Below are 22,779 nucleotides of genomic sequence, written 5' to 3' on the forward strand. Positions count from 1 at the left end.
GAAAAGATATCTGCACCCTTTGTTTAGCCTATTAGCTTTGCTTTGAAGCCGAATCATTGAACCACCTTATCAGTAAGGTCTGACAGGTTGGTGTTATTCAAAGAATAAACTCTATAGATCCAAATATTAAAGAACGAATATTAACGTATTTTGACACTTACAAATTTGATGCCAAATTAATCATTATCATTCCCCACATGTTCCCCACATTAATGAAACCTAAACAAAATGTAATGTATTGATTATAAAATATAGTATTTACAAATGACATTATAAACACCTGTAAATAAAACAAATACATTTCATTTCAATTCATTAGATTGCATTAAATGTCACAATACCAGAACCTTCCTCTCTGCAAGAAGATAAAGGTCTTAAACTTAATTGTTTAAGGCCTTTTTTTGTTCAATACTATTAAATAATGAGTAATAATGGAATAAAAACAAAATCCCGGCATCTCTGCCAGGATTTGTCTGGAAAACCATTAAAGGTCTTCCATCAATATAATTAGATATGAATGTTTGGTGTAAAATTTAATTGCAGATTGTCAAGAACTGATGACTCATCTGAACTTTGAATTTGGCTTCTGATTTTAGTTTAGCATAAACAGTGTGTTCAAAGGCCTGTACGGATTTCAGTTTCCGGTCGATATACTCTGCGATCTGTGCGACAGAAAAAATAAAATCCCGATACACTGCAATATTTACAGTCTGACCGTAATAAGGAAGATAAGCTTTCAAAAAGGGAACCGCAGCTTGGTGTCTTTTATAATTTACACAATACCCTGCTCCTTCTCTTGAAGTAATAATCTCACAGTCATTGATATAATCCAAAACTGTTTTATTTCCGTCCATAGAGTTGCCGTTTTTTGACAAGTGCCTGTTGATTTTATCCAAAATATGCTGCGCGTATTCCATCATGGTAATGGTTTTCCACTCAAATATATGATTCATGCCTTTGGCAGCTTTGGGATGCTTTTCATTTTCACAGTTGGTACAGAAAGAGATCCCAATCTTTTCATGATAAGGGAAAAAGCAGTCTTTGATCTCCATAGAAGTATCAGCCAAAAGCCTGTCATCCGCAAAACTGTAGTATAAATAAGGGCTGTAAAGATCTGCCAGGGCCTTTAAAAAATCGATCTCACTGGCATTATGATATTCTTCAAACCATTTTTCAAGGGTGTCGTAATAATGGCTTTCAAATTCTTTAAATGTTAAGTAAAACGGCAATTCCATAGCTCTGTAATTTTGATATGACAAAGCTATTGCTGTAATGCGACAAAACTTGACGTGTTATTTTTTTTGTAAAATATTTATTAAGGTAAGATGAAGAATTTAGATTTCAGACGTCAGATTTCAGATATAAATTTTGTGTGAAGCTGGGATTATTATTTGAGTTAATATATACGAAACCTTACATTTAAAACTCTAAACTCCTCAAAATATCTGACTTTCTAATTCCTACTGAAATCCGATTCCCAAACATTATTTGTCGTAATTCGTCATCATGTATTCAAAGTAATGGATCATTTTCAGATAATTCTCAATACTGATGTATTCATTGGTGCTGTGGATACTTTGCTGTTCTGAGCTGTTGATCCTGATGGGCATGAATCTATAGATATTTTTGCTTACGATCTGATATTTGTAGGCATCGGTACCGGCCATAGTAAGATATGGGGTCACAATGGCTCCCGGATAGATTTCCCTGACTCCGGCTTCTATTAATCTGAATCCTTTTGTATCGGAAGGAGAAACGGCAGAAGCTTCTCTTGTATTGTCGATATCTTCTACCTCAACATCAAAACCTTCTGTTGCTTTTGCAATATGCTCACGGACCTCTTTCAACGTGTTTCCGGGAAGCAATCTGAAATTAACCACAAATTCTACTTCGGGAGAAAGAACATTGGTTCCGTCGCTTCCTTTCATCATCGTCAACGCTGTTGTTGTACGTACCAAGGCGTTGGTCGTATTATTTTTGGTAAGTTGTGATAAAAGAAGAGGCTTTAGCAGCCACTGGTTGGAAAGCGCCAGCCTGGAAGTAAAAGGCATTGAGCCGCCAATATTACTAAAGAATTCTTTGATGAGCGGAGTTATAGAAGGTTTCATCTGATCATCTTCAAGCCTCTGCATGATCACGGCAGCTTTTCCTATTGCGCTTTCCATGGGAGGCATTGAGGAGTGACCTCCAAGCCCTTTGACTTTTATCTTTGCAGAAAAGAAACCTTTCTCTGCACATCCAACAGCAGCCACATCGGAATCTACGCCTGCTACATTACCTTTCTGCATAATCAGACCTCCTTCGTCATACACTGCATCAAACTGGAGACCTTTTTTCTTAAAATATTCAGCAATCTGCATCGCTCCCTTTTGTCCGCCCACTTCTTCATCAAAACCGAAAGCCAGATAGATATCGCGTTTAGGCATCTTTTTGCTTTTAATCATGGTATTCATAGATTCCATGAGTGAAAAGAGCATTCCTTTCATATCGATGGCTCCTCTTCCATAAATCCTTCCGTTCGCAACGTTTCCTGAAAAAGGTTCAAAATCCCAGTCTTCCGCTACTTTAGAAACCGGAGGCAGAGGTTTGTCATTGGGTCTGAAAATATTCTGTTCTTTATTTTTCACATCGGCATCACCGGGAGGAACGACATCTATATGGGAAAGAAAAAGTATAGGCTCCAGTGAAGGATCGCTTCCTTTAAGCCTGAAAACCAAAGCATGGGTATTGATCTCATTATTTTCGGTATGCTGATAAACCAGCGGATAAGATGTTTTCAGGTATTCTTTAAACTGATCAAACGGCGCATAATTGAATTCACCAAGGCTGCCAGTGGAAACCGTAGGAATTTTGAGGCCGCCTGACAGACGCATTACAGCAGAATCATTCTTTACAAGCTTCCAGCCTTCTAAAGTTTCGGCTGCTGCTTTTTTAAAAGGATACGTATACATTTTAATCAGCAGTACAGCTGCCAAAATAACAAGAATGCCGAGAATGGCTAGAAAGAACTTTTTCATGGCAAGGATTTGTGTGGTGTTGATGTCTAACAAATATACCACAGAAAATGGCTATAATTGCAGTAAATACCTGAGTATTTCTCCGATGTTGGATTAAATTATTTTTTTCACTTCCAAAGTCCGGAATTATCTTTGTTGCATAAAATTTAGTTTTATTTCATTCTAATGAACGAGCAAAACAACCTAGCTCTCAAAAAATTGACATATTAAAAAAAAAGGGCCAATCCCCGAAAAGGATCAGCCCAAAACATTAACTGTTTTATTGATAGAATTATGATATTTTATTTCCAGCCGCCGCCTAAGCTTTTGTAGATGTCTACAACGGTGCTCAGCTGTTTCTGTTTAGCTTCAATCAGCTCCATTTTAGCATCCAGAGCATCTCTTTGATTTAAAAGAACCTCAAGATAATCCGCTCTTGAATTCCGGAACAATTGGTTCGCAATATCAATAGACTGGTCGAGCGCTTTTGTTTCCTGCGACTTCATCTGATAGTACTGATCAATATTTTTAACTTTTGACATTAGATTCGCTACATCCAGATAAGCATTTAGGATCGTTTTATCATACTCGTACAGCGATTGTATCTGTTTAGCATCAGCAGTCTGGAAGTTCGCTTTTATTGCACTTTTATTGATCAGCGGGCCTGCCAGTTCTCCTGCCAGATTATAGGCAATGGATTCCGGCATCTTGACTAGATAAGAAGGTTTGAAAGCCTCCAACCCTAATGTAGCAGAAATCTCCAGTGAGGGATAAAATTCCTTTCTTGCAGCCTGTACATCCAGTTTTGAGGCTTTCAATTCCAATTCTGCCTGTTTGATATCCGGACGGTTAGCTAATAACTGAGACGGTATTCCCGTGTAAACTGTCTGTGGCATCGTAGACATAAAGCTTTCTTTCGTTCTCACGATAGGCTGAGGATATCTTCCCAAAAGCGCATTGATCTGATTTTCTTTTTCCGTAATATTTTGGCGGATCGTATATTCTGCTGCTTTTGATTTTGCCAGTTCCGCCTCAAATTTCTTAACAGCCAGTTCCGTAGCCGCAGCAGCTTCTTTCTGAATTTTGGAGATTTCCAATGCCTTTTCCTGCAATTTGATGTACTGCTGAATGATATCCAGCTGATTGTCCAGCGCCAGCAATTCATAATAATTGTCCGCTACTTCCTCAATAAGATTGGACAACACAAAGTTTTTTCCTTCCACTGTAGAAAGATAGTGAGCAACAGCCGCTTCCTTTTCAGTTCTGAGTTTTTTCCAGATATCAATCTCCCAGTTGGCCATCAAGCCACCTTCAAAATTACCCAACGGATCCGGCATTTCTTTTCCGGGTTCTATTTCCGTAGTAGCATCACCAGCCCCTTCACTGGTATAACGGCCTGCTTTTTTAAGACCTGCCCCTATTCCAGCTGATACCGTTGGTGTCAGTCTTCCTTTTTTAGCTAGAACACCGCTTTTCGCAATTTCAATTTCCTGAAGTGTGATCAGTAATTCCTGATTGTTTTTTAAAGCAGTTTCAATTAAGCTTACCAGATTCGGGTCTGTAAAAAACTGTCTCCAGGGGGTTGTTCCACTGTTTGCATTAATATCCTGCTGCTCTTCCTGATTGAAATTCTGAGGCAGGTTTTCTTTTACTTCATCTTTTATAACAGTAGCCATAGGAGCTCTACAGCCTGTGAGTACGAGCAATAAAGCAATGCCTGCTATATATTTATTATAAATCTTCATGTTTGTTATCGTGTTGATAAGGTTCAGTTTGTTCTGTTAAAGGATTTTCCTCTTCATATCTTGCCAGTCTTGATTTCTCTGCAATGGTTCCGAAAATATAATATAGTCCCGGAATAATCATCAGCCCGAAAATAGTTCCTATCAGCATTCCTCCCGCAGCAGCAGTACCAATCGTACGGTTTCCAAGAGCTCCCGGCCCAGTTGCGATTACCAAAGGAATAAGACCTGCGATAAAGGCAAATGAAGTCATCAAAATCGGACGGAAACGGATCGCCGCCCCCTCGATAGCTGCCTTCGCTACAGAAATTCCTTCTTCTGCTTTCTTCTGAACGGCAAATTCTACAATCAATACAGCATTTTTGCCTAATAAGCCAATCAACATAACCATGGCTACCTGAGCATAGATATTATTTTCCAAGCCTAATAATTTCAGACATAAAAATGCTCCGAAAATACCTGTAGGAAGGGATAAAATCACCGGTAACGGCAGGATAAAGCTTTCGTACTGCGCTGCAAGGATCAGATATACAAATCCGAGACAGACCAGAAAGATAAATACAGCTTCATTTCCTCTGCTCACTTCATCTTTAGAAATACCTGCCCAGTCGATACCGAAGCCTCTCGGAAGGGTTTTATCCGCAACCTCCTGGATTGCTTTAATAGCCTGTCCGCTACTGTATCCAGGTGCCGGGGTTCCACTTACCTCTGCAGAATTGTACATATTATGTCTTGTAATTTCTGATAATCCATATACTTTTTCCATTTTCATAAAATCTGAATACGGAACCATCTGATCTTTATCATTTTTCACATAAAGTTTCAGGAGATCTGTAGGTAAGGCCCGGTATTGGGGACCAGCCTGCACAATTACTTTATAAGGTCTGTCGAAACGGATGAAACTGGTCTCATAGTTAGATCCTATCAATGTCGAAAGGTTATCCATTGCATTTTCTATAGTTACTCCTTTTTGTTCAGCAAGGTCATTATCCACCTTCAGCATATACTGGGGAAAACTTGCAGAATAGAATGTAAATGCAGATCCAAGCTCAGGTCGTTTTTTCAACTCTCTTACAAAATCATTACTTACCTGCTCCATTTTGTGATAATCCCCACTTCCTGCTTTATCCAGAAGACGGAGCTCAAAGCCTCCTGCAGCACCATAACCGGGAATGGAAGGCGGCTGGAAGAATTCTATATTGGCTCCGGGAATATTCTTAGCTTTTTCTTCAAGTTTTTCAATGATTTCTGCAGCAGATTCTTTACGTTCTTCCCAACTTTTCAGGTTAATCAGACAGGTTCCGGAGTTGGATCCTGTACCTTCTGTCAGGATTTCATATCCGGCCAGTGAGGAAACGGACTGTACACCATCAATGTCTTCAGATTCTCTTAATAACTCTTTGGCGATCTGGTTGGTTCTTTCCAGAGTGGATCCCGGAGGAGTCTGAATAATGGCATAGATCATTCCCTGATCTTCCGCCGGAATAAACCCTGAAGGAAGTGAGTTGCTTAAGAAGTATGTACAGGCACAAAATGTCAGCAGTAAAGGAAGCGTGATGGATTTTTTCTTCACTGTTTTGTTCAGCATTTTCTCATACTTCCCGGCTTCTTTCGTAAATAAGTTGTTGAATTTATCCAGGAAAATGGTAATTGGTGTTTTCTTTTTAGCTTTTCCGTGATTGTTTTTTAAGATCAAAGCACATAAAGCAGGAGTCAGAGTCAAGGCCACAACTCCTGAAAGGATAATGGCTGAAGCCATGGTAATAGAAAACTGGCGGTAAAATACTCCAACCGGACCAGACATGAATGCAATCGGGATGAATACGGATGCCATGACCAAAGTGATCGCGATAATCGCCCCACTGATTTCATGCATGGCTTCTTCAGTAGCCTTTAATGGGGAAAGTCCTTTTTCTTCCATCTTGGCATGGACAGCCTCAATGACCACAATCGCATCATCGACGACGACCCCGATGGCCATTACCAATGCAAAGAGCGAGATCATGTTTAACGTGATTCCAAATGCGGACATGACGGCAAATGTTCCAACCAGTGAAACCGGAACCGCCAGCGCAGGGATTAAGGTCGAACGCCAGTCTCCAAGGAACAGAAATACTACAATTGCTACCAGGATAAAGGCTTCAAAAAGGGTATGAATTACTTTTTCCATAGAAGCATCCAGGAATCTGGAAACATCATAACTGATATCGTAATGCATTCCTTTCGGGAAATTGTTTTTCTGAAGATCAGCCATCAAAGTTTTAACGTTTTTGATAACATCACTTGCATTGGAACCGTAGGATTGTTTTACTGTGATCGCTGCAGAAGGCTTTCCGTTCAGTGTAGAATAGATATCATACATTGAGGAACCAAATTCTATATCGGCAACATCTTTTAATCTTACAAATTCTCCTCCCGGTTTTGCTTTCAGGATAATATTTCCGTAATCTTTTTCATTGTTGAAACGTCCGGAATATTTCAGGATATACTCGAACGACTGGGAACGTTTTCCTGAGCTTTCTCCTGTTTTCCCGGGAGAAGCTTCCAAACTCTGCTGGTTCAGGGATTCCATCACTTCGTCGGCAGAAATATTGTAAGCCGTAAGCCTGTCCGGTTTAAGCCAGATACGCATAGCATATTCACGGGTTCCGAGGATATCTGCAAAACCTACTCCACTTACCCTTCTCAGCTCAGACATCACATTGATATCAGCATAATTGAAAAGGAATTTCTGGTCAGCTTTCGGGTCATCACTGTACAGGTTAATGTACATCAGCATATTCGGTTCTTCACGGGTAATTTTCACCCCTTCACGCACTACCAGAGGCGGGAGTTTGTTAACAACGGAAGATACACGGTTCTGAACGTTTACTGCGGCCACATTGGGATCTGTTCCGAGATCAAATACGATCTGAATGGAAGCTTCCCCGTCGTTACCCGCATCGGAGGTCATATATTTCATACCGGGAACTCCGTTCAATCCTCTTTCGAGAGGAATAACCACTGATTTGATCAGTAGTTCGTTGTTGGCTCCCGGATATTCTGCGGTGATATTTACTTTAGGTGGTGAAATGGAGGGAAACTGGGTCACCGGAAGTTTTACCAGCGACAGGATCCCCATAAATACAATGATCAGCGAGATCACAATAGACAGAACAGGTCTGCGGATGAATTTCTTAAACATACTGCTTCGTTTTACGAGTAGACTACTCTGCTTTTAGTTTCAATGACTGAAGAACTTTTTTAGGATCCTGGAATTTGGTCTTTATTTTTTGGTCGTCTTTTACTTTCTGTACTCCTTCCAAAAGAATTTTATCACCTTCTGCAAGTCCTGAGCCTACTACATAAAGATCGGGCAGTTCGTAAGAGACTTTTATATTTCTTGATTTTACTGTTCCGTTTTTATCAATGATGAATACATATTTCTGATCCTGAATTTCATAAGTAGCTTTTTGCGGAATAATCAGTGCATTATGAACCGGCATCGTCATCTGTACTTTTCCTGTCTCACCGTTTCTAAGGAGTTTATCAGGGTTGGGAAATTTTGCTCTGAAGGCGATATTTCCTGTTTCATTGTCGAATTCTCCTTCTATGGTCTGAATTTCACCTTTTTGGGGAAGCATTTCGCCATTAGCCATAATCAGAGATACTTGATTGCTCCCTCTGTCGGCAGCATGAGTCTGATAGGTTAAATATTCCGGCTCCGAAACATTAAAATAGCTGTAGACATTGGTATTATCTGATAAAGAGGTCAGCAGATCTCCTTCATCCACAAGGCTTCCCAGTTTTAAAGGAATTCTGTTGATCACCCCTGAAAACGATGCTTTGATATCTGTAAAAGATAAATGGATCTGGGCCAGTTTCATTTCAGCATTGGCTGCATCCAGCTTAGCTTTGGCCATTGCTCTTTCGTTTTTAGAAACAATGTTGTTGCTGGCAAGAGTACTGGCGTTCTTTAGTTCTATAGTAGCCTGCTCTACTTCTGCTTTGGCTTTCAGTAATTCGGCCTGATACAGCTGAGGCATAATTCTGAACAGCGTCTGTCCCGCGTGTACATACTGGCCCTCGTCTACATAAATTTTTTCAAGAAATCCTTTTTCCTGTGCCCGGACTTCAATGTTTTTTACAGACTGAATCTGAGCTACGTATTCTTTATTGATCACAGTGTCCATTTTTACAGGACTGGTAACAGGATATACTGAGGCTTCTTCTTTTTCTTCTTTCTTCTGACTGCAGCCAACAGTCAGTAAAAGGATGCTTATCGCAATGCCTGAGGCAACTCTTTTGATCATAATTCTAGAGTTAATATAAATCGTTAATGTTTTGAAATGAAAATAGTTGGTAATAGAGATTCTGCACCGTAATGATTACCGGCATATGCAACGCAGGGTATTTCCCATCCGGACTGTGGACAGAAAATAGATCGGAAAAGATGAAATTTTAAATTCTGATAGAACGGATCAGAATGAATGTCTTAACATTGGAACATAGCGAAATAAAACCATGAATACCAGGTTTTCTGCTTTTAAAAGAACAAAGTCCAAAAATATAAACAAGACTGAATACTCCTGCAAATACAGCAATAATCTGTAAGGTATCTGATAACTGAAAGTCATCTTCAGGAATTTCTAAGCTGGTATTTTCCACATTGTCTGCCATCTGCTGTACTGAAAGCTTTTCGAAAGTTTGGTTCAGTTTATTGGCTTTTTTAGGCATGTGATGAGAAACATGACCGGAATAGTCATTTCGGAGTGTTTTAACGCTAAGCCTGCTTTCTACTACGAAAAGCAGAAAAAGACCTGTAAAAAAATATACTATAAAGTTTCTCATTTTGAAGTGGCAAATGTACATTTAGATATGCATATCGTCATAGCAGATTAACAAAGTTTAACTCTCCTTTAAATTAGCTGAAGAAGAACTTTGTTAATTGAAAAATACCAGATTTTTCTTGAATTTAAGCTCCTAAAATTGAACTATTATTTTTTAACTGGATATGGAAAAAAGGATTTCTCAACCGTATGATTTAAATCATTTTTTACTGTGTATCAACACCATATAATTTTAATACTTTTGCACTCAATTAAAACAACAAATGTAATTATGAAAAAAGCTGTACTATTTCATTCTTAAAACCGACGGCTCAAAAAGCATTCCTGCGGTGACCATCTTTACAAATCCTAGTGAAAAATCTTTTTATGATTATAAAACACCTGTAAAGAACCGTAATGCATAACAGGTAGAAAGATTAGATTAATTTATGTAAAATTAACATATATTTATTAAAAATATTTGTAAATTTATATAATATTAATATCACTAATTCATGATACACTTACCAATCACTTATCACTATGAAAAAATTATTCACATTGGTCCTTATCGGGCTGGCAGTACTTTCCTCAACAGCGTGTAAGCATCCGGGCAAAGAGGCAGAGATCATTACAGATGCAGTACCGGAAAACAAAGATGAAACCACAAAAGAGGTTTTCACCGACAGTTATGGAGAAAAAATTGAGGTTATCATCAACCATACAAAAAGTACGGCAACAGTACATCTGGAGGGTAAAACCTATAATCTGAAAAAAAGTGATGCTCTTCCTGAGTACACTGCAAGCAATGAAGAATATCAGTATTCAAATATCAAAGGAAATATTACTTTACTGAAAAAAAATGTAGATATGGTTCTGTTCCACGCAAAACGTGAAACAAAAGGGTCCGGCTCTGCAAAGATGGCTTCCTATTAATTTAATCACCACTCTTAAACAAAATAATATTTATGAAAAACTTATATTATTACTTATCCGCTCTTTTTTTACTTGTCTTTCTTACGGCATGTAAAACTTCTTCAGCTCCAAAAACAGCTGATATTATGGGAAAGACCTGGAAACTTACGGAGCTGAACGGGCAGCCGATCAAGCTTAAAAATCCGAAAAACAATCCTTATTTCAAGCTTAATACAGAAGGCATGAGATATGAAGGTCATGCAGGATGCAATGGATTTGGAGGTACTTTTGAGATTAAACCTGATATCATGAGAATCAAATTCAACCAGGGAATGTCTACCATGATAGCCTGTGAGGATCTTGAAACTGAACAATTATTTACAAAAGCAGTGCTTGCCGCAGATAATTATTCTGTAAACGGCAATACGCTGACATTGAATAAGGCAAGAATGGCTCCTTTGGCTAAATTTGTCCTTCAACCATAACCGAGTTTAAAATTTTACAATAAAAAAAGACGTTTTACGATTTTGTGAAACGTCTTTTTATTATAAATTCTCTTAAGGTTTTTTATAGATCGTATAGCAGATCAGAAGGCTTATATTCACCATAACTGCAAATGCATTTGATAAAATAATGGGCAGCTCATCTTTTATAAAGCCATACCAGACCCAAAGTGAAAGTCCGGTAATGAGCACTAAGAGCATTACCAGAGATATATCATCTACATTTTTCTCTTTGATAACTTTGATCAGTTGAGGGATCATGGAGATGGAAGTAAGGACTCCGGCTATTATGCCCAAAATATTTTCATTCATAGTTTCAATGCTTTTTAAATGTAGTTCATTAATTTTACTGCAACCTTGGTAAATAAATCTGAATCCCCTTCTCTTTTCAGCTCAAGCTATTTAAATCTGTCACTGGAAACTTCTTCATCCAGCGGAATATTTTCTTCAATAAACTGATACAGGCTTTTTGAGAAATAACAGCCATTCAGAATTCCCCTTGCCCCAAGACCATTGAATACGTACAGGTTTTTGTATGAGGCATGTCTTCCGATAATCGGTCTCCTGTCTTTTACTGTCGGCCTGAAACCGAAATTCACTTCTTTAACTTCAAAATCATACGGATAAATTTCTGACAGCCCATTTACAAGCTGGGTAACTGCAGATTCGTCAATGTGATAGTGAAGCTGTTCCCTGTCGTAGGTTCCGCCATAGAAATGAAGCCCATCATCTGTTGGAAATAAGAAATGTTTCTTTTTGATGGTAATATCTTTTGGAATGGGTTCGGAAAGTTTTACTTTAATATGATGCCCTTTATTTGGAATTACAGCAATATCTGAGAAAAATGGATTTTCTTTCACACCCATTCCTTCACAGAATACAATATGCTTAAACTGAAAATTTTTATAAGTAGATGAAGAAGCATCTAATTTTTCATAATCAAACTTTTCTTTGATCAAGGCTTCTTTTTTTTCTAAAAAATCAAATAGACCCATGAAAAAACCATTCACCTGAAGTCTGGCAGACTGATTAACCTTTCCTGTCTTAAAGTCGTTTTTTACCACCTCTAAATGATCGAATTTTCTATCAAGGAAGCTGGAGAGTTCTTCATTATCTGATTTCTTCAGCCAGAGGTTCTGTTCATTCCCATCATGAAAAATTCGGTGAATCGGTGAATTGATGAGATAGTTTTTCGCAGTATAAGATTCTATTTCATTCAAAGTGTCTTTCAGAAAATCAATTTGTTCCTGTGCTTTCCAGAAGGTCGTGAATTTTTTGAGGACTACCGGATTGATAATTCCGGCAGAAATCTGGGAGGCACTCTTTCTACCTTCTGAAAAGAGTACAAAAGATTTGTTATTCTTCATGAGCTGATGGGCGAAAAAAAATCCCGCATACCCATCTCCAACAATAATATAGTCTATATGTTTCATAATAAAAAAACCTGAGTAAAAGTACTCAGGTTTTGTATAAATATCAAGTGAAATCTAGTAATTCCACATATCATTTTCCATATTCAGGATCTGCGCTTTGATTCTTTCGCTTTCTTCCAACTGATCTTCAGCATCTTTAGGGATATAGTCCTTGATAGTACCATCACCTAAACCGCTTGATGATTTGTAAATAACTGAAGAGAATCTTCTTGCATTGATGATATCATCAAAAGAAAGGTCGGCAGAAGAGTTCTTTCTGTTGTAAACATAGTTGTTTGCCAAAATATCTCTTGCATTCGGATAGTAGATCCAGAATAGGTCGATCAGCTCATCATTACTGGCAATCGGCTTACCATCTGGTCCAATAACACCCTGTACAGCAGGATCTGGTCCCATTGCTGCAATTCCCAGAGGTCTGTATTTCATCTGTCCGTCTCTCTTATCGATAAACCACATACCCATGATCTTAAGGACTTTTACCTTATCAGTAGTCGTCTTGAAAACGTCGGTATATTCTTTTTTCTCCTGCTCAGTTAACTGTCTTCCGGAGTTAAGGATATCAATAGCAGCATCGTTGATTACTACTTTTTCCAGTCTTTTCTGAATACCTTCCGGTGAAAGTTTCACGGTAAAGTTTTCATCATCATAAACCTGCTCGATCTTTCCGGTCAATGCACCATCTAACAATAACTGGTACAAAGATCTGGTAGGTGTGGCTAAAAGTCCATCCGGATTGTCATAGTAGAATGGCTGGTTGATCTTATCATTCATGTCAATGATTTCCCAAACAAACATACTCTTAAGGATATCTTTATCTTCTACAAAACCGTATTCAAGAGGCTTTACTGTGTTATCAATAATAGTATCACCAACTTTTTGTTTGTTTTCCTCTCTCATCTGTCTGAACTCTTCCGGAGAAGCTGCGTTCAGAATAGTCTGGGAAAAAGCGAATCCCGAAACTAATACTAAAAGGGTGCTAATATATTTTTTCATAATAAATTACAATTTTAGTCCTATGGAATATTAATGATTATAGGAGTAATGTTTTTAATTGCCTGTCCTTCAAGACCCTGAGCTGTAACTTTGATATCAAAGATAGAAACTACATCTCCAGATCTAAGATTTTTAACTAATCCAGCAGCATCACTTAATGAATTTCCATGAACCAATAGTGCTGCTCTACCCGGTACTCTAACCATAAACTGAGTTACAGTAAATGAAACAGGGAAGTCGAAGTCAGGGATTGCTGCCTGTACAGTCTGATTCTGGATAGAACCTGCCGGCATAGATGTCATACTTTGTCCTCTGATCTGACCTTGTGGCGGTGGAACATTTTTAATTCTATATTCAAATACCTGAGATACTGATTTTCCGTAAGGATCTATTCCTGATAATGTTAGTTTAACTGTATTACCTGTTGTAGGCTTCACGATCCATTTTCCTGGGCCAGTATTTCTTACTGATGCTCCCGGAGCAGATAATGAAAGTTTAGAATTATCAGCACCTAAGATGGATCCTGAAACAGGGTTCTCAAGTCCTCTATACATTACGTTCATTTTATCAGCAGAAAGTAATAATCCTTTTTCAAGTTTTACTTCTCTTGGTCCTGCGATTACGTTATACGTATGTGTCCATGGGAAACTCTGAGGTTTTCCTGAAGCATCCGTTAAAGTAATTGTTCCTCCTAATTTATGTTCACCAATACCAGAACCTGATATTGAGCTGATACCTTTACCATTCTCTACTCTACTTACACCAGTGATACTAATCTTGTTGCTTGTAGAATATGTACCTAACATTACTTTTACCTCAGCTTGTTTTCCTGCCTGGATATCCACCGGACCTGAAACAATAGGTTCATAGCTTGAGAATTTGATGCTTGCATCCACTTTCTCCTGAAGTAATAACGCTAATGCATCAGACTGTACGTTTCTCGCGTCATTCTGGATGATCTCTAAATTAGAAATTGCAGCGATTAACGGCTGGTGATAGAATTTATTCTGAAACCAAGTCTTATCATTTGGAGATTTTCCTTTTGGATATTCGGCAATCAGAGATTTATTAGCTCTGTCTACCAAATCTTTTAATTGTGGATTACCACCAAAAGTTGCGTTGATATAATTTCTTACGTCATCAATTTTAGCTTTCAAATCTAAAGCTCCTTTTGAAGGGGTATTTTCTTCTCCTTCTTTGAAGAAATATTCTGTAGTCGCTTCATTATTATTTAATGCCGCAAAATTTTCACTTACATCAATATCTTTTCCAGTTTTTGGATCTTTATCATGAAAATCTGACTGTTTTTTTAGAGCATCCTTGATCCCCTGAGCAGAAGCTACTAAAGCATCAATTTTACCTTTTAAAACTTTATACTGCGACCAAGGCTGTGCATAGGTATCCGGAACCTGCTGTGCTTTAGCCTCAAGCGTTTTTTCGAAAATCTTTTCGTTCTTATTTTCTGTTAAAGTTCTCGTTTCATTTAATGCTCTGGTAGAGTCATAGTATGATCTGATGATTTCTGCATCAATGTTTAGGGCCATCATCGCGATGAACACCAGATACATTAGGTTGATCATCTTCTGACGAGGGGTCTGTTTTCCTTGTGCCATTCTCTTTTCTTTTAGTTTTTGATTAAGTAGTTAAATTTAGAAATGGTTTAGGAATTAAGACTTCATAGCAGTAAGCATACCGCCATAAACTCTGTTTAAGCTATTAAGATTAGTTGTTAAACCTTGTAATTCTTGATTGAATTTTTCAGACTGTTCTGCAGACTTCTGCATATCTGCTACATATTTGTTAGCAAATTCAGATTGTTTTTTACCGCTTTCCAACTGCATTGCATATAAAGCATTCATACTTTCCATATGCTGTGCAGCTTTGTTAAGCTGATCGTTATACTTATGAGTAGAAGCAGATACATCAACAGTCTGGTTGATCTGATCAACAGAGCTGGAGAACTTGTCGATACCTGTTCTAAGTCTGTCAAACAACTGAACATCCAATTTTGCTTCCTGAAGCATTTTGTCTAATTTATTTGAAAGAGAATTTTCTAATTCTGCAAACTGCTGTGCACTGTTTTTGGATGACACATTAGAATGTAAAGGGTTGGGATTGGCATGCTTATCTAATAGTTCAGGATAAACGTTTTCCCATGCATAAGATTCTTCTGATTTTGGAGGGTCAAATGCAAAAATGATAAAGATAATAGCCTCCGTAATAAGTCCCACTGTAAGAGCGATATTACCATTAATTGGTCCCAAGGTAATGTGAGTAATTTTAAGCCAAGCTCCAAGAATTACAATTGCAGCACCGAATGAATAAAAGAAATTCATCCAAGCATCTTTAGTCTTAAACATATTAAGTTAGTTTTTTTAATGTTAAATAAAATTGTTATTGAAAAATTGTCTGGTTATTATCTGTTAACTCTTCTTGGTTTAACAGCTGCTTCAGGAATATCCTGTACAGTTCTGAATCCGATATAGCTTCTTGCAGAATCTTTTCTTTCCCAATCTCTAGCACCTGTCATCAGTGCATATCCTATATCTTTCCAAGACCCACCTCTTACAGACTTCTTCGTATCTATTTTATTTTTCGTAGAAGGATTTAGCGTAGAAGAGAATCCATAAGAAGAGTTGTTATACGCAGATGCTGTCCATTCAGAAACGTTTCCAGCCATATCAAATAACCCAAATCCATTTTTCTTAAATTTCTTTACTGGAGCTGTATATGTATAAGTACCTTTTTTATCGTCTTCCATATAGTTACCTCTCTTCGGTTTGAAGTTGGCAAGGTAGCAACCTCTGTCATCCATTAAATATGGACCTCCCCAAGGGTAAGTAGCATTTTGCATTCCGCCTTTAGCAGCGTATTCCCACTCGATTTCTGTAGGAAGACGGAACTTCATTGGTCTTTGTTTTTTTCTTTTTAAGCTTTCGTTATAATCTGTTTTCAGCTTGGATCTGAAGTTACAGTAAGCTCTTGCCTGGTCCCAGGTTACCCCAACTACAGGATAATCTTTATAGGCTTTGTGCCAGAAATACTGTTCGAACAATGGCTCGTTATAAGCAAAGTGGAAATCCTTCACCCAAACTGTAGTATCCGGATAGATCGCAATGCTGGAACTTTTAAGGAAGTTTGCTCCTCTTTCGTTTTCAGCAAGTGCGGCATCCATATCTTCCCACTGATAGTTATATTTTAGTTTGCTAACGTCTAAAATTCTTTCGTTTCCGATTCTGGAAGAAGCAGGCAGATACATAGACTCTAAAACTTCCGCGTATTCTACATCAGGGTACTTTCCAGTGCTCCAGTGTAATGGGATTTTCCAGTCTAGTCTTTTAGTTGCATCATAACCTCCGTCTTCTCTTCCTCCCTGGCCTTCTAAATATTCTTGATAAGGTGTTAAATTTTCTTCTTTTTTAGCAAGATATGCATAGTCACCGATGCTTGCTCCTCTACGTCCGCCTTCTTCACCGCCTTCCCCAGCAGCTTCAGCTAGTAGAGTTCTCGCAATGGAATCTCTTACATAATTGATAAATACTCTGTACTCTGCATTGGTAGTTTCCGCTTCATCCATGAAGAAAGAGGAAACAGTAACAGTTTTCAACGAAGCTTTTTCAGGAGTATTTGTTGGATCCTGATCTGCAAGACCAGCAACAAATGAACCTGCAGGAATACCAACCATTCCAAATGGTCTTTCCGCAACAAATGATTTCGTTTTTTCTCTTGGTATCAATTCTCCTTTCGTTCCAGGTTTCCCTACAGAAGAACTGCCACCACCTGAACAAGATACTGATGCTACCGACGCAGACAATAATAAAAGAAATATCCTTTTCATGTTAATTTTTATAATTAAGCCGTAAATATATAATTTTTTTAAGAAACTTTTAAGATTTTTTTTGAAATAACGGAAGAAATCTAAATTTATTTTATTTACAACTGTTTTTTATTCCACGGTTACGGATTTTGCCAGGTTTCTCGGCTGATCTACATTAGCTCCTCTGTATACAGCAATGTAGTAAGCTAATAGCTGCAAAGGCACTGATGCTACGATTGGCGAGAAACATTCTGAGGTCTCCGGGATTTCAATAACATAATCTGCCATTGCGCTTACCTGCTTATCTCCTTTATTGACTACAGCAATGACTTTTCCTTTTCTAGCCTTAATTTCCTGAACGTTGCTCACAATCTTATCGTAATGTCCTTTTTTAGGAGCAATAATAACGATTGGCATGTTCTCATCAATAAGGGCAATAGGTCCGTGCTTCATTTCTGCTGCCGGATATCCTTCTGCATGTATGTAAGAGATTTCTTTCAGCTTTAAAGCGCCTTCCAATGCCGCAGGATAATTGTATCCTCTTCCCAGATAAAGGAAGTTTGTTGTGCTTACAAAGTCTTTAGCAATATGTTGAGTTAATTCGTGGGTTGTACTTAAAACTTCTTCGATCTTTTTAGGGATAGCATCCAATTCAGCAATTAAGCTCATGAATTCAGCGTTTCCTAAATTACCGTTATGCTTTCCTAATTTTAATGCAATTAAGCTAAGGATGGTAAGCTGTGCAGTAAATGCTTTTGTAGAAGCCACACCGATTTCCGGTCCTGCATGAGTATATGAACCGGCATCTGTAATTCTTGCAATAGAAGAATCCACTACGTTACAAATACCATATATAAATGCTCCTTTTTCTTTTGCCAGCTTCAATGCTGCCATTGTATCTGCTGTTTCTCCTGATTGGGAAATTGCAATAACAACATCTTTATCAGTAATAATTGGATTTCTGTATCTGAATTCTGATGCATATTCTACCTCTACCGGAATTCTTGCATATTCTTCAATAAGATATTCCCCGATAAGACCTGCATGCCATGAAGTACCACAGGCAATAATAATGATTCTGTTTGCATTTCTAAATCTTTCTAAATGATCCCAGATACCTGCCATTTTTATAATTCCTTCATCTACAAGAAGTCTCCCTCTCATCGTATCATGAATAGATTTAGGCTGTTCAAAAATCTCTTTAAGCATAAAATGCTCGTACCCTCCTTTTTCAATCTGTTCTAAGCTCAGTTTAAGCTCCTGAACTTCAGGTTCGATTCTTGAGTTGTCATTAATAGTCCTGATGTCTACTCCATTTTCCAGTGAAATTGTAGCCATATGTCCTTCTTCAAGATAGATCGCTTCTTTAGTAAATTCTACGAAAGGTGATGCATCAGAAGCAATAAAGTATTCTTTATCTCCCAGACCTATCGCCAATGGAGAACCTAGTCTTGCAACAACCAATACTCCCGGATAATCTTCATGAAGTACAGTGATAGCGTATGCCCCGTATACTTCATTCAAAGCGTATCTTACTGCTGTCGGGAAATCCGTTTCAGATTTCAGATCCATAAAATACTGGATAAGGTTAACCAATACTTCAGTATCTGTTTCAGATTTAAAAGTAAATCCTTTTTCGCTGAGCATTGTTTTAATAGTATCGTAGTTTTCTATAATACCATTATGTACAAGAGCAATTTTTCCATTGTTTGACAAATGAGGGTGTGAGTTTCTATCGCTTGGAACTCCATGGGTAGCCCATCTGGTGTGTCCCATCCCTATTTTAGCCGTACCTTTCAACTGCGCTGAAATATTCACCAAATCATCAACCTTTCCTTTTGTTTTTTCTACTTCAAATTTATTGTTTGAACCTTCTAAAACAATTCCTGCACTGTCATATCCTCTGTATTCCAATCTTCTAAGACCGTTGATTACAATATCATACGCATCTTGAAACCCTGTATATCCTACAATTCCGCACATATTTTTATTTTGTCTAGTGTTTGTTTATTTTTTTATCTGTACTATTTTTTAGTACCGTAAATGATTTTTAACTGAATTCTTTTTTCAGGGTTATTTTCATCTGATCCTACAAAAACCCCTCTTTCTGTTGCAAATGCCCTTTCTGTAAATCTGTATCCTAACCTCTTAGTACCATCAGACAGGATAAATTTCCCCATGTTAAGCAATAGTGGCTTATTTTCCTTAGTTGTTCCATCAGCTGCTTGTTCAACAATATCTTTTACTGTTTTCGTCACTGTAAACTCATAATAAGAAGGATTTTTATCCAGATCATAAGACCTTATCCAGTTAAAGCCTACAGAGGTATCAGTAAGAAAATCTTTAGGCACCTCCAAGTTTGTCTTTTCATCCTTCGTTAAAGGAAGAAGGGTAAAATTATTGTCTATCCTCTTGTAGTTATTTTTCCAAACTACCTCATCTGTATAGATTCTAATTCTGGCACTTACAATGGCTGCCTTTTTTGTTACATATAATGTTTTAAGATCATTGATGGTTTGATCTGGTATTTTTACACGTACTGAAGGACCTCCCATTCCCTGAAGATAAAGTTTCTTATCTCCGGTCGTTGGATTGATTGAATTCCTTGCAATCCCCCATGCAGAACTGGTTCTGTCATACTCATACTGGCCTAGACGGGCATTACCTACATTCCCCGATAATGAGAATTTGAAAGTAGACTGTGGTCTTGTAATGGTTCCGTTATCATTTTTCTCGTTGGTATAATACATAACAATCTCCATATTATCCGGAGACAGTTGTAAAAGGTATCCATCTGTATCAGTTACGGAAAGTTTTATTCCTTTAAAATATCTTGTAAAGTTGGCAGCATCCATAAGCTCTGGCTTGCCATTTTTGTCAAGAATCTTGGTCTGGAAAAAATCTTTATTTAAACGGATTCTAAGTCCTGGCTCCGAAGTAAATACATTTGTATTATCTGATTTCTTGGTAATGGTTTTAGCAGTCACTCTTCCCTCAAGAATACCGGATCCCAATGATTGCCCTATACTTACAGACGGGTTGGAATATCTGAAGGCATCAATATTACTATCCATGAATGTTGTAATTTCATCTACATTGATATGGAGCAAAGTATGAGATCCCCCCGTACCTAATTTCGTTTTACCATATTTAAAGGTGAAATCCGTTGGATAGGTCTTTATCTCTGTAGAGACAGCTACGTTTTCAGTTCCTATCAATATATTTTCCTCTTTAAGAGGGCGCGTTATTATTGAATCAGCAGCAGAAGCAACATAAGGCTTCATCACCAATACAACAGAATCCACTTTTGGAGTAGTTCCGAAATTAAAATTATCAGTACTCATTCTCAGCTGGGTAAGAAAGGATGCTTTCTGCATACCAAATTGTCCCTCGGAAAAAGCGCCTAATACAGCAAGAGAGGAAGTTGTCCCTGTTCCGGTCACCTGACTTATAAGTCTGCCCGCATCACTACGGATGGAGTCATTATTATTAACATTATAGGCTATAAGAGGATATGAAATTACATTGCCTTCCGCAGCCCCGTCTACAAAAAGCTGCTCGCCCAACGAATCCGCTTCCGGTTCGCAATTATAAAGAAGGGCACTCCCGAAAACCGCCACAAAAAGCATGGCTAAGGTCCTTTTAACAGTATGAGTCATTAAAAATGTGTTTTAATAAAGTTGGTTTATAGAATCTACATCAACATATTCTGATTTCGGAGTAGTTGTTTCGTTGAAACCTTTATCAAGGTCTGCATCCAGAAACTCATCTCCTTTCACCACCATGTCAACATACTTCATACTTTCAATAACAAAGTTTTTGATTGTCGGATTATCTAACGCCTTTAATCCAGAAATATTGTCGAATGTCAATTTTTCAGCAATGTTCTTGTCCAGATTAGCATCCTTCTCATTGTATAAAGAAAGGACGATCTTAGCATCTTTGAAGTAAGTATCAGATTCGTAATAGGTTTTCAGATAAATTGGAACAAAAGAAGACATCCATCCGTTCAAATGGATTACATCTGGAACCCAGTTTAGCTTTTTGATGGTTTCTATAACACCTCTTGCAAAGAAAATCGCTCTTTCATCGTTGTCATCAAAAGGATTTCCTTCGTCATCTACGTAGTATTGTTTTCTTTTGAAGTATTCTTCGTTATCAATAAAGTAAACCTGAAGTCTTTCCCCCGGAAGAGACGCTACTTTAATAATTAAAGGCTGGTCCAGGTCATTGATAATAATATTCATTCCCGAAAGACGGATTACCTCATGAAGTTGGAATTTTCTTTCACTTATTTGTCCAAATCTTGGCATAAAAACTCTTACATCATTGCCTTCATTGTGCATCTTAAGTGCCATTTTGTTTACCAATGCAGCCATATTCGTGTCTTCCTGATATGGATACATCTCTGTAGTAATGTACAGTATTTTTTGATTCGGCATAAATTTCTATCTATATTTTTGTAAAAATGCTTTAATGTGCAAAATTACAAAAAAACATTCAACATTATTTTAATTAACATTTTTTTACGATAATTCCTATTTTCAAATTATTAAAAACTCATATAATTATATGATATTTTTAGTATTTTTGAATTAGTATTAAAATAAGCTATGGAAGTTATAAAGAATAAGAAAACCCTTCAGGATTTCATTGAAAGACAGAAAGAAATGGGAAAAAAGATAGGCTTTGCCCCTACGATGGGAGCACTTCACAAAGGTCATCTTTCCCTGTATGAAGAAGCCAGAAAAGACAATGACCTGGTGGTTTCTTCAGTTTTTGTAAATCCAACCCAATTCAATAATCCGGAAGATCTGGAAAAGTACCCAAGAGATATCAACAGAGATATCCTTATCCTGAAAAATTCAGGATTAGTAGATGCAGTTTATATTCCTGAAGTAGCAGATATTTACCCTGAGAAAACAGAAAGCCAGCATTATGATTTCGATGGACTGGAAAATGAAATGGAAGGCAAGTCCAGACCAGGACATTTTGATGGAGTGGGAACTGTAGTGGAAGAGCTTTTCAGACAGGTCCAGCCAGATAATGCCTATTTTGGAGAAAAAGACTTTCAACAGCTTGCCATTATTAAAAAGATGGTAGAAAAGAAACATCTACCCGTAAAAATTACAGGAGTTTCAATTTACAGAGCAGAAAATGGATTAGCATTAAGCTCAAGAAACCAAAGGCTTCACGAAGACCGAAAAGAAACTGCAAAGATCATTTACCAGACCTTAGTTAAAGTAAATGACTGGTTTCGGGTTGTCACTATTCCCGAAATAAAAGAAAGAGTAACAGATATCTTTGATCATCAGCAGGGCATGAAATTAGAGTACTTTTTAATCGCTGATGAAGAAACTTTGAAAGAAACTGATTTTTTCTATAAGGACAGAAATTACAGAGCATTCATCGTAGTTGTAGTAGATGGTGTCAGATTAATTGATAACATGCATTTGGATTAATATTAAACACTTGTTCAACAAAATATTCAGCATATTTTCTTTATATAATATAAACTCTGGTTGCTTTATCAGAGTTTTTTCTTTTTGAAGCTATCATATAAAAAAATCAA

Annotated in this window: 18 protein-coding genes and 1 riboswitch; of the genes, 3 read left to right on the forward strand and 15 right to left on the reverse strand. The window is 37.6% G+C overall.

Annotated features, from left to right (window positions below):
* Positions 1 to 23: 23 nt before the first annotated feature.
* Positions 24 to 126, reverse strand: a riboswitch (SAM-I-IV-variant riboswitch).
* 407 nt (positions 127 to 533) lie between these two features.
* From J2T03_RS08970 to J2T03_RS08995, 6 genes are all read right to left on the reverse strand, one after another.
* Positions 534 to 1,235, reverse strand: a complete 702-nt coding sequence (locus J2T03_RS08970) for a hypothetical protein (protein ID WP_307210809.1) — start codon at positions 1,233 to 1,235, stop codon at positions 534 to 536.
* A 249-nt stretch (positions 1,236 to 1,484) separates the two neighbouring features.
* The gene (locus tag J2T03_RS08975; protein ID WP_307210811.1) at positions 1,485 to 3,017 is read right to left on the reverse strand and encodes a M20/M25/M40 family metallo-hydrolase; all 1,533 of its coding nucleotides are present in this window, start codon (positions 3,015 to 3,017) and stop codon (positions 1,485 to 1,487) included.
* Positions 3,018 to 3,298: 281 nt separating this feature from the next.
* Positions 3,299 to 4,741, reverse strand: coding sequence for a TolC family protein (locus J2T03_RS08980; protein ID WP_307210812.1), 1,443 nt, complete (start codon positions 4,739 to 4,741; stop codon positions 3,299 to 3,301).
* Positions 4,728 to 7,922 (reverse strand): efflux RND transporter permease subunit, encoded by a 3,195-nt coding sequence (locus J2T03_RS08985; protein ID WP_307210814.1) that lies wholly within the window; start codon positions 7,920 to 7,922, stop codon positions 4,728 to 4,730. Before J2T03_RS08985 ends, J2T03_RS08980 begins: the two co-directional genes overlap by 14 nt.
* 22 nt (positions 7,923 to 7,944) lie before the next feature.
* Positions 7,945 to 9,027 (reverse strand): efflux RND transporter periplasmic adaptor subunit, encoded by a 1,083-nt coding sequence (locus J2T03_RS08990; protein WP_373426904.1) that lies wholly within the window; start codon positions 9,025 to 9,027, stop codon positions 7,945 to 7,947.
* Positions 9,028 to 9,178: 151 nt separating this feature from the next.
* Positions 9,179 to 9,568, reverse strand: coding sequence for a hypothetical protein (locus J2T03_RS08995; protein ID WP_306846210.1), 390 nt, complete (start codon positions 9,566 to 9,568; stop codon positions 9,179 to 9,181).
* Between the two features lie 521 nt (positions 9,569 to 10,089).
* Between J2T03_RS08995 and J2T03_RS09000 the strand changes: the two genes are divergently transcribed.
* The gene (locus J2T03_RS09000) at positions 10,090 to 10,482 is read left to right on the forward strand and encodes a hypothetical protein (RefSeq protein WP_307210817.1); all 393 of its coding nucleotides are present in this window, start codon (positions 10,090 to 10,092) and stop codon (positions 10,480 to 10,482) included.
* A 32-nt stretch (positions 10,483 to 10,514) separates the two neighbouring features.
* Positions 10,515 to 10,946 (forward strand): META domain-containing protein, encoded by a 432-nt coding sequence (locus J2T03_RS09005; protein ID WP_306846208.1) that lies wholly within the window; start codon positions 10,515 to 10,517, stop codon positions 10,944 to 10,946.
* A 72-nt stretch (positions 10,947 to 11,018) separates the two neighbouring features.
* Here the strand turns inward: J2T03_RS09005 and J2T03_RS09010 are convergent, their stop codons facing one another.
* The 9 genes from J2T03_RS09010 to J2T03_RS09050 form a co-directional block, all read right to left on the reverse strand.
* On the reverse strand, positions 11,019 to 11,276 hold the full coding sequence (locus J2T03_RS09010; RefSeq protein WP_306846207.1) for a SemiSWEET transporter: 258 nt from the start codon (positions 11,274 to 11,276) through the stop codon (positions 11,019 to 11,021).
* Between the two features lie 86 nt (positions 11,277 to 11,362).
* Positions 11,363 to 12,397 carry an NAD(P)/FAD-dependent oxidoreductase gene (locus tag J2T03_RS09015; protein WP_306846206.1) on the reverse strand — a complete coding sequence of 345 codons (1,035 nt, stop codon included), beginning with the start codon at positions 12,395 to 12,397 and terminating at the stop codon, positions 11,363 to 11,365.
* 54 nt (positions 12,398 to 12,451) lie between these two features.
* Positions 12,452 to 13,390, reverse strand: a complete 939-nt coding sequence (gene porN / locus J2T03_RS09020; protein ID WP_307210818.1) for a type IX secretion system ring protein PorN/GldN — start codon at positions 13,388 to 13,390, stop codon at positions 12,452 to 12,454.
* 20 nt (positions 13,391 to 13,410) lie between these two features.
* A complete protein-coding gene (porM, locus tag J2T03_RS09025) occupies positions 13,411 to 15,003 on the reverse strand; it encodes a type IX secretion system motor protein PorM/GldM (RefSeq protein WP_307210819.1) in 1,593 nt (530 codons plus the stop codon).
* Between the two features lie 54 nt (positions 15,004 to 15,057).
* A complete protein-coding gene (porL, locus tag J2T03_RS09030) occupies positions 15,058 to 15,750 on the reverse strand; it encodes a type IX secretion system motor protein PorL/GldL (RefSeq protein ID WP_306846203.1) in 693 nt (230 codons plus the stop codon).
* A 56-nt stretch (positions 15,751 to 15,806) separates the two neighbouring features.
* Positions 15,807 to 17,228 carry a type IX secretion system lipoprotein PorK/GldK gene (gene porK, locus J2T03_RS09035; RefSeq protein WP_306846202.1) on the reverse strand — a complete coding sequence of 474 codons (1,422 nt, stop codon included), beginning with the start codon at positions 17,226 to 17,228 and terminating at the stop codon, positions 15,807 to 15,809.
* Between the two features lie 108 nt (positions 17,229 to 17,336).
* Positions 17,337 to 19,190: a glutamine--fructose-6-phosphate transaminase (isomerizing) gene (glmS, locus tag J2T03_RS09040; protein ID WP_306846201.1), complete on the reverse strand. Its 1,854-nt coding sequence runs from the start codon at positions 19,188 to 19,190 to the stop codon at positions 17,337 to 17,339.
* A gap of 41 nt (positions 19,191 to 19,231) precedes the next feature.
* A complete protein-coding gene (locus J2T03_RS09045) occupies positions 19,232 to 20,866 on the reverse strand; it encodes a DUF4270 family protein (protein WP_306846200.1) in 1,635 nt (544 codons plus the stop codon).
* 12 nt (positions 20,867 to 20,878) lie between these two features.
* The gene (locus tag J2T03_RS09050; RefSeq protein ID WP_034703356.1) at positions 20,879 to 21,649 is read right to left on the reverse strand and encodes a glycogen/starch synthase; all 771 of its coding nucleotides are present in this window, start codon (positions 21,647 to 21,649) and stop codon (positions 20,879 to 20,881) included.
* 171 nt (positions 21,650 to 21,820) lie between these two features.
* On the opposite strand from J2T03_RS09050, the gene panC reads away from it, so the two are divergent.
* Positions 21,821 to 22,669: a pantoate--beta-alanine ligase gene (panC, locus tag J2T03_RS09055; RefSeq protein ID WP_307210820.1), complete on the forward strand. Its 849-nt coding sequence runs from the start codon at positions 21,821 to 21,823 to the stop codon at positions 22,667 to 22,669.
* The last annotated feature ends 110 nt before the right edge of the window (positions 22,670 to 22,779 follow it).

The organism is Chryseobacterium lathyri (assembly GCF_030812195.1).
Classification (GTDB): Bacteria; Bacteroidota; Bacteroidia; order Flavobacteriales; family Weeksellaceae; genus Chryseobacterium; species Chryseobacterium lathyri_A.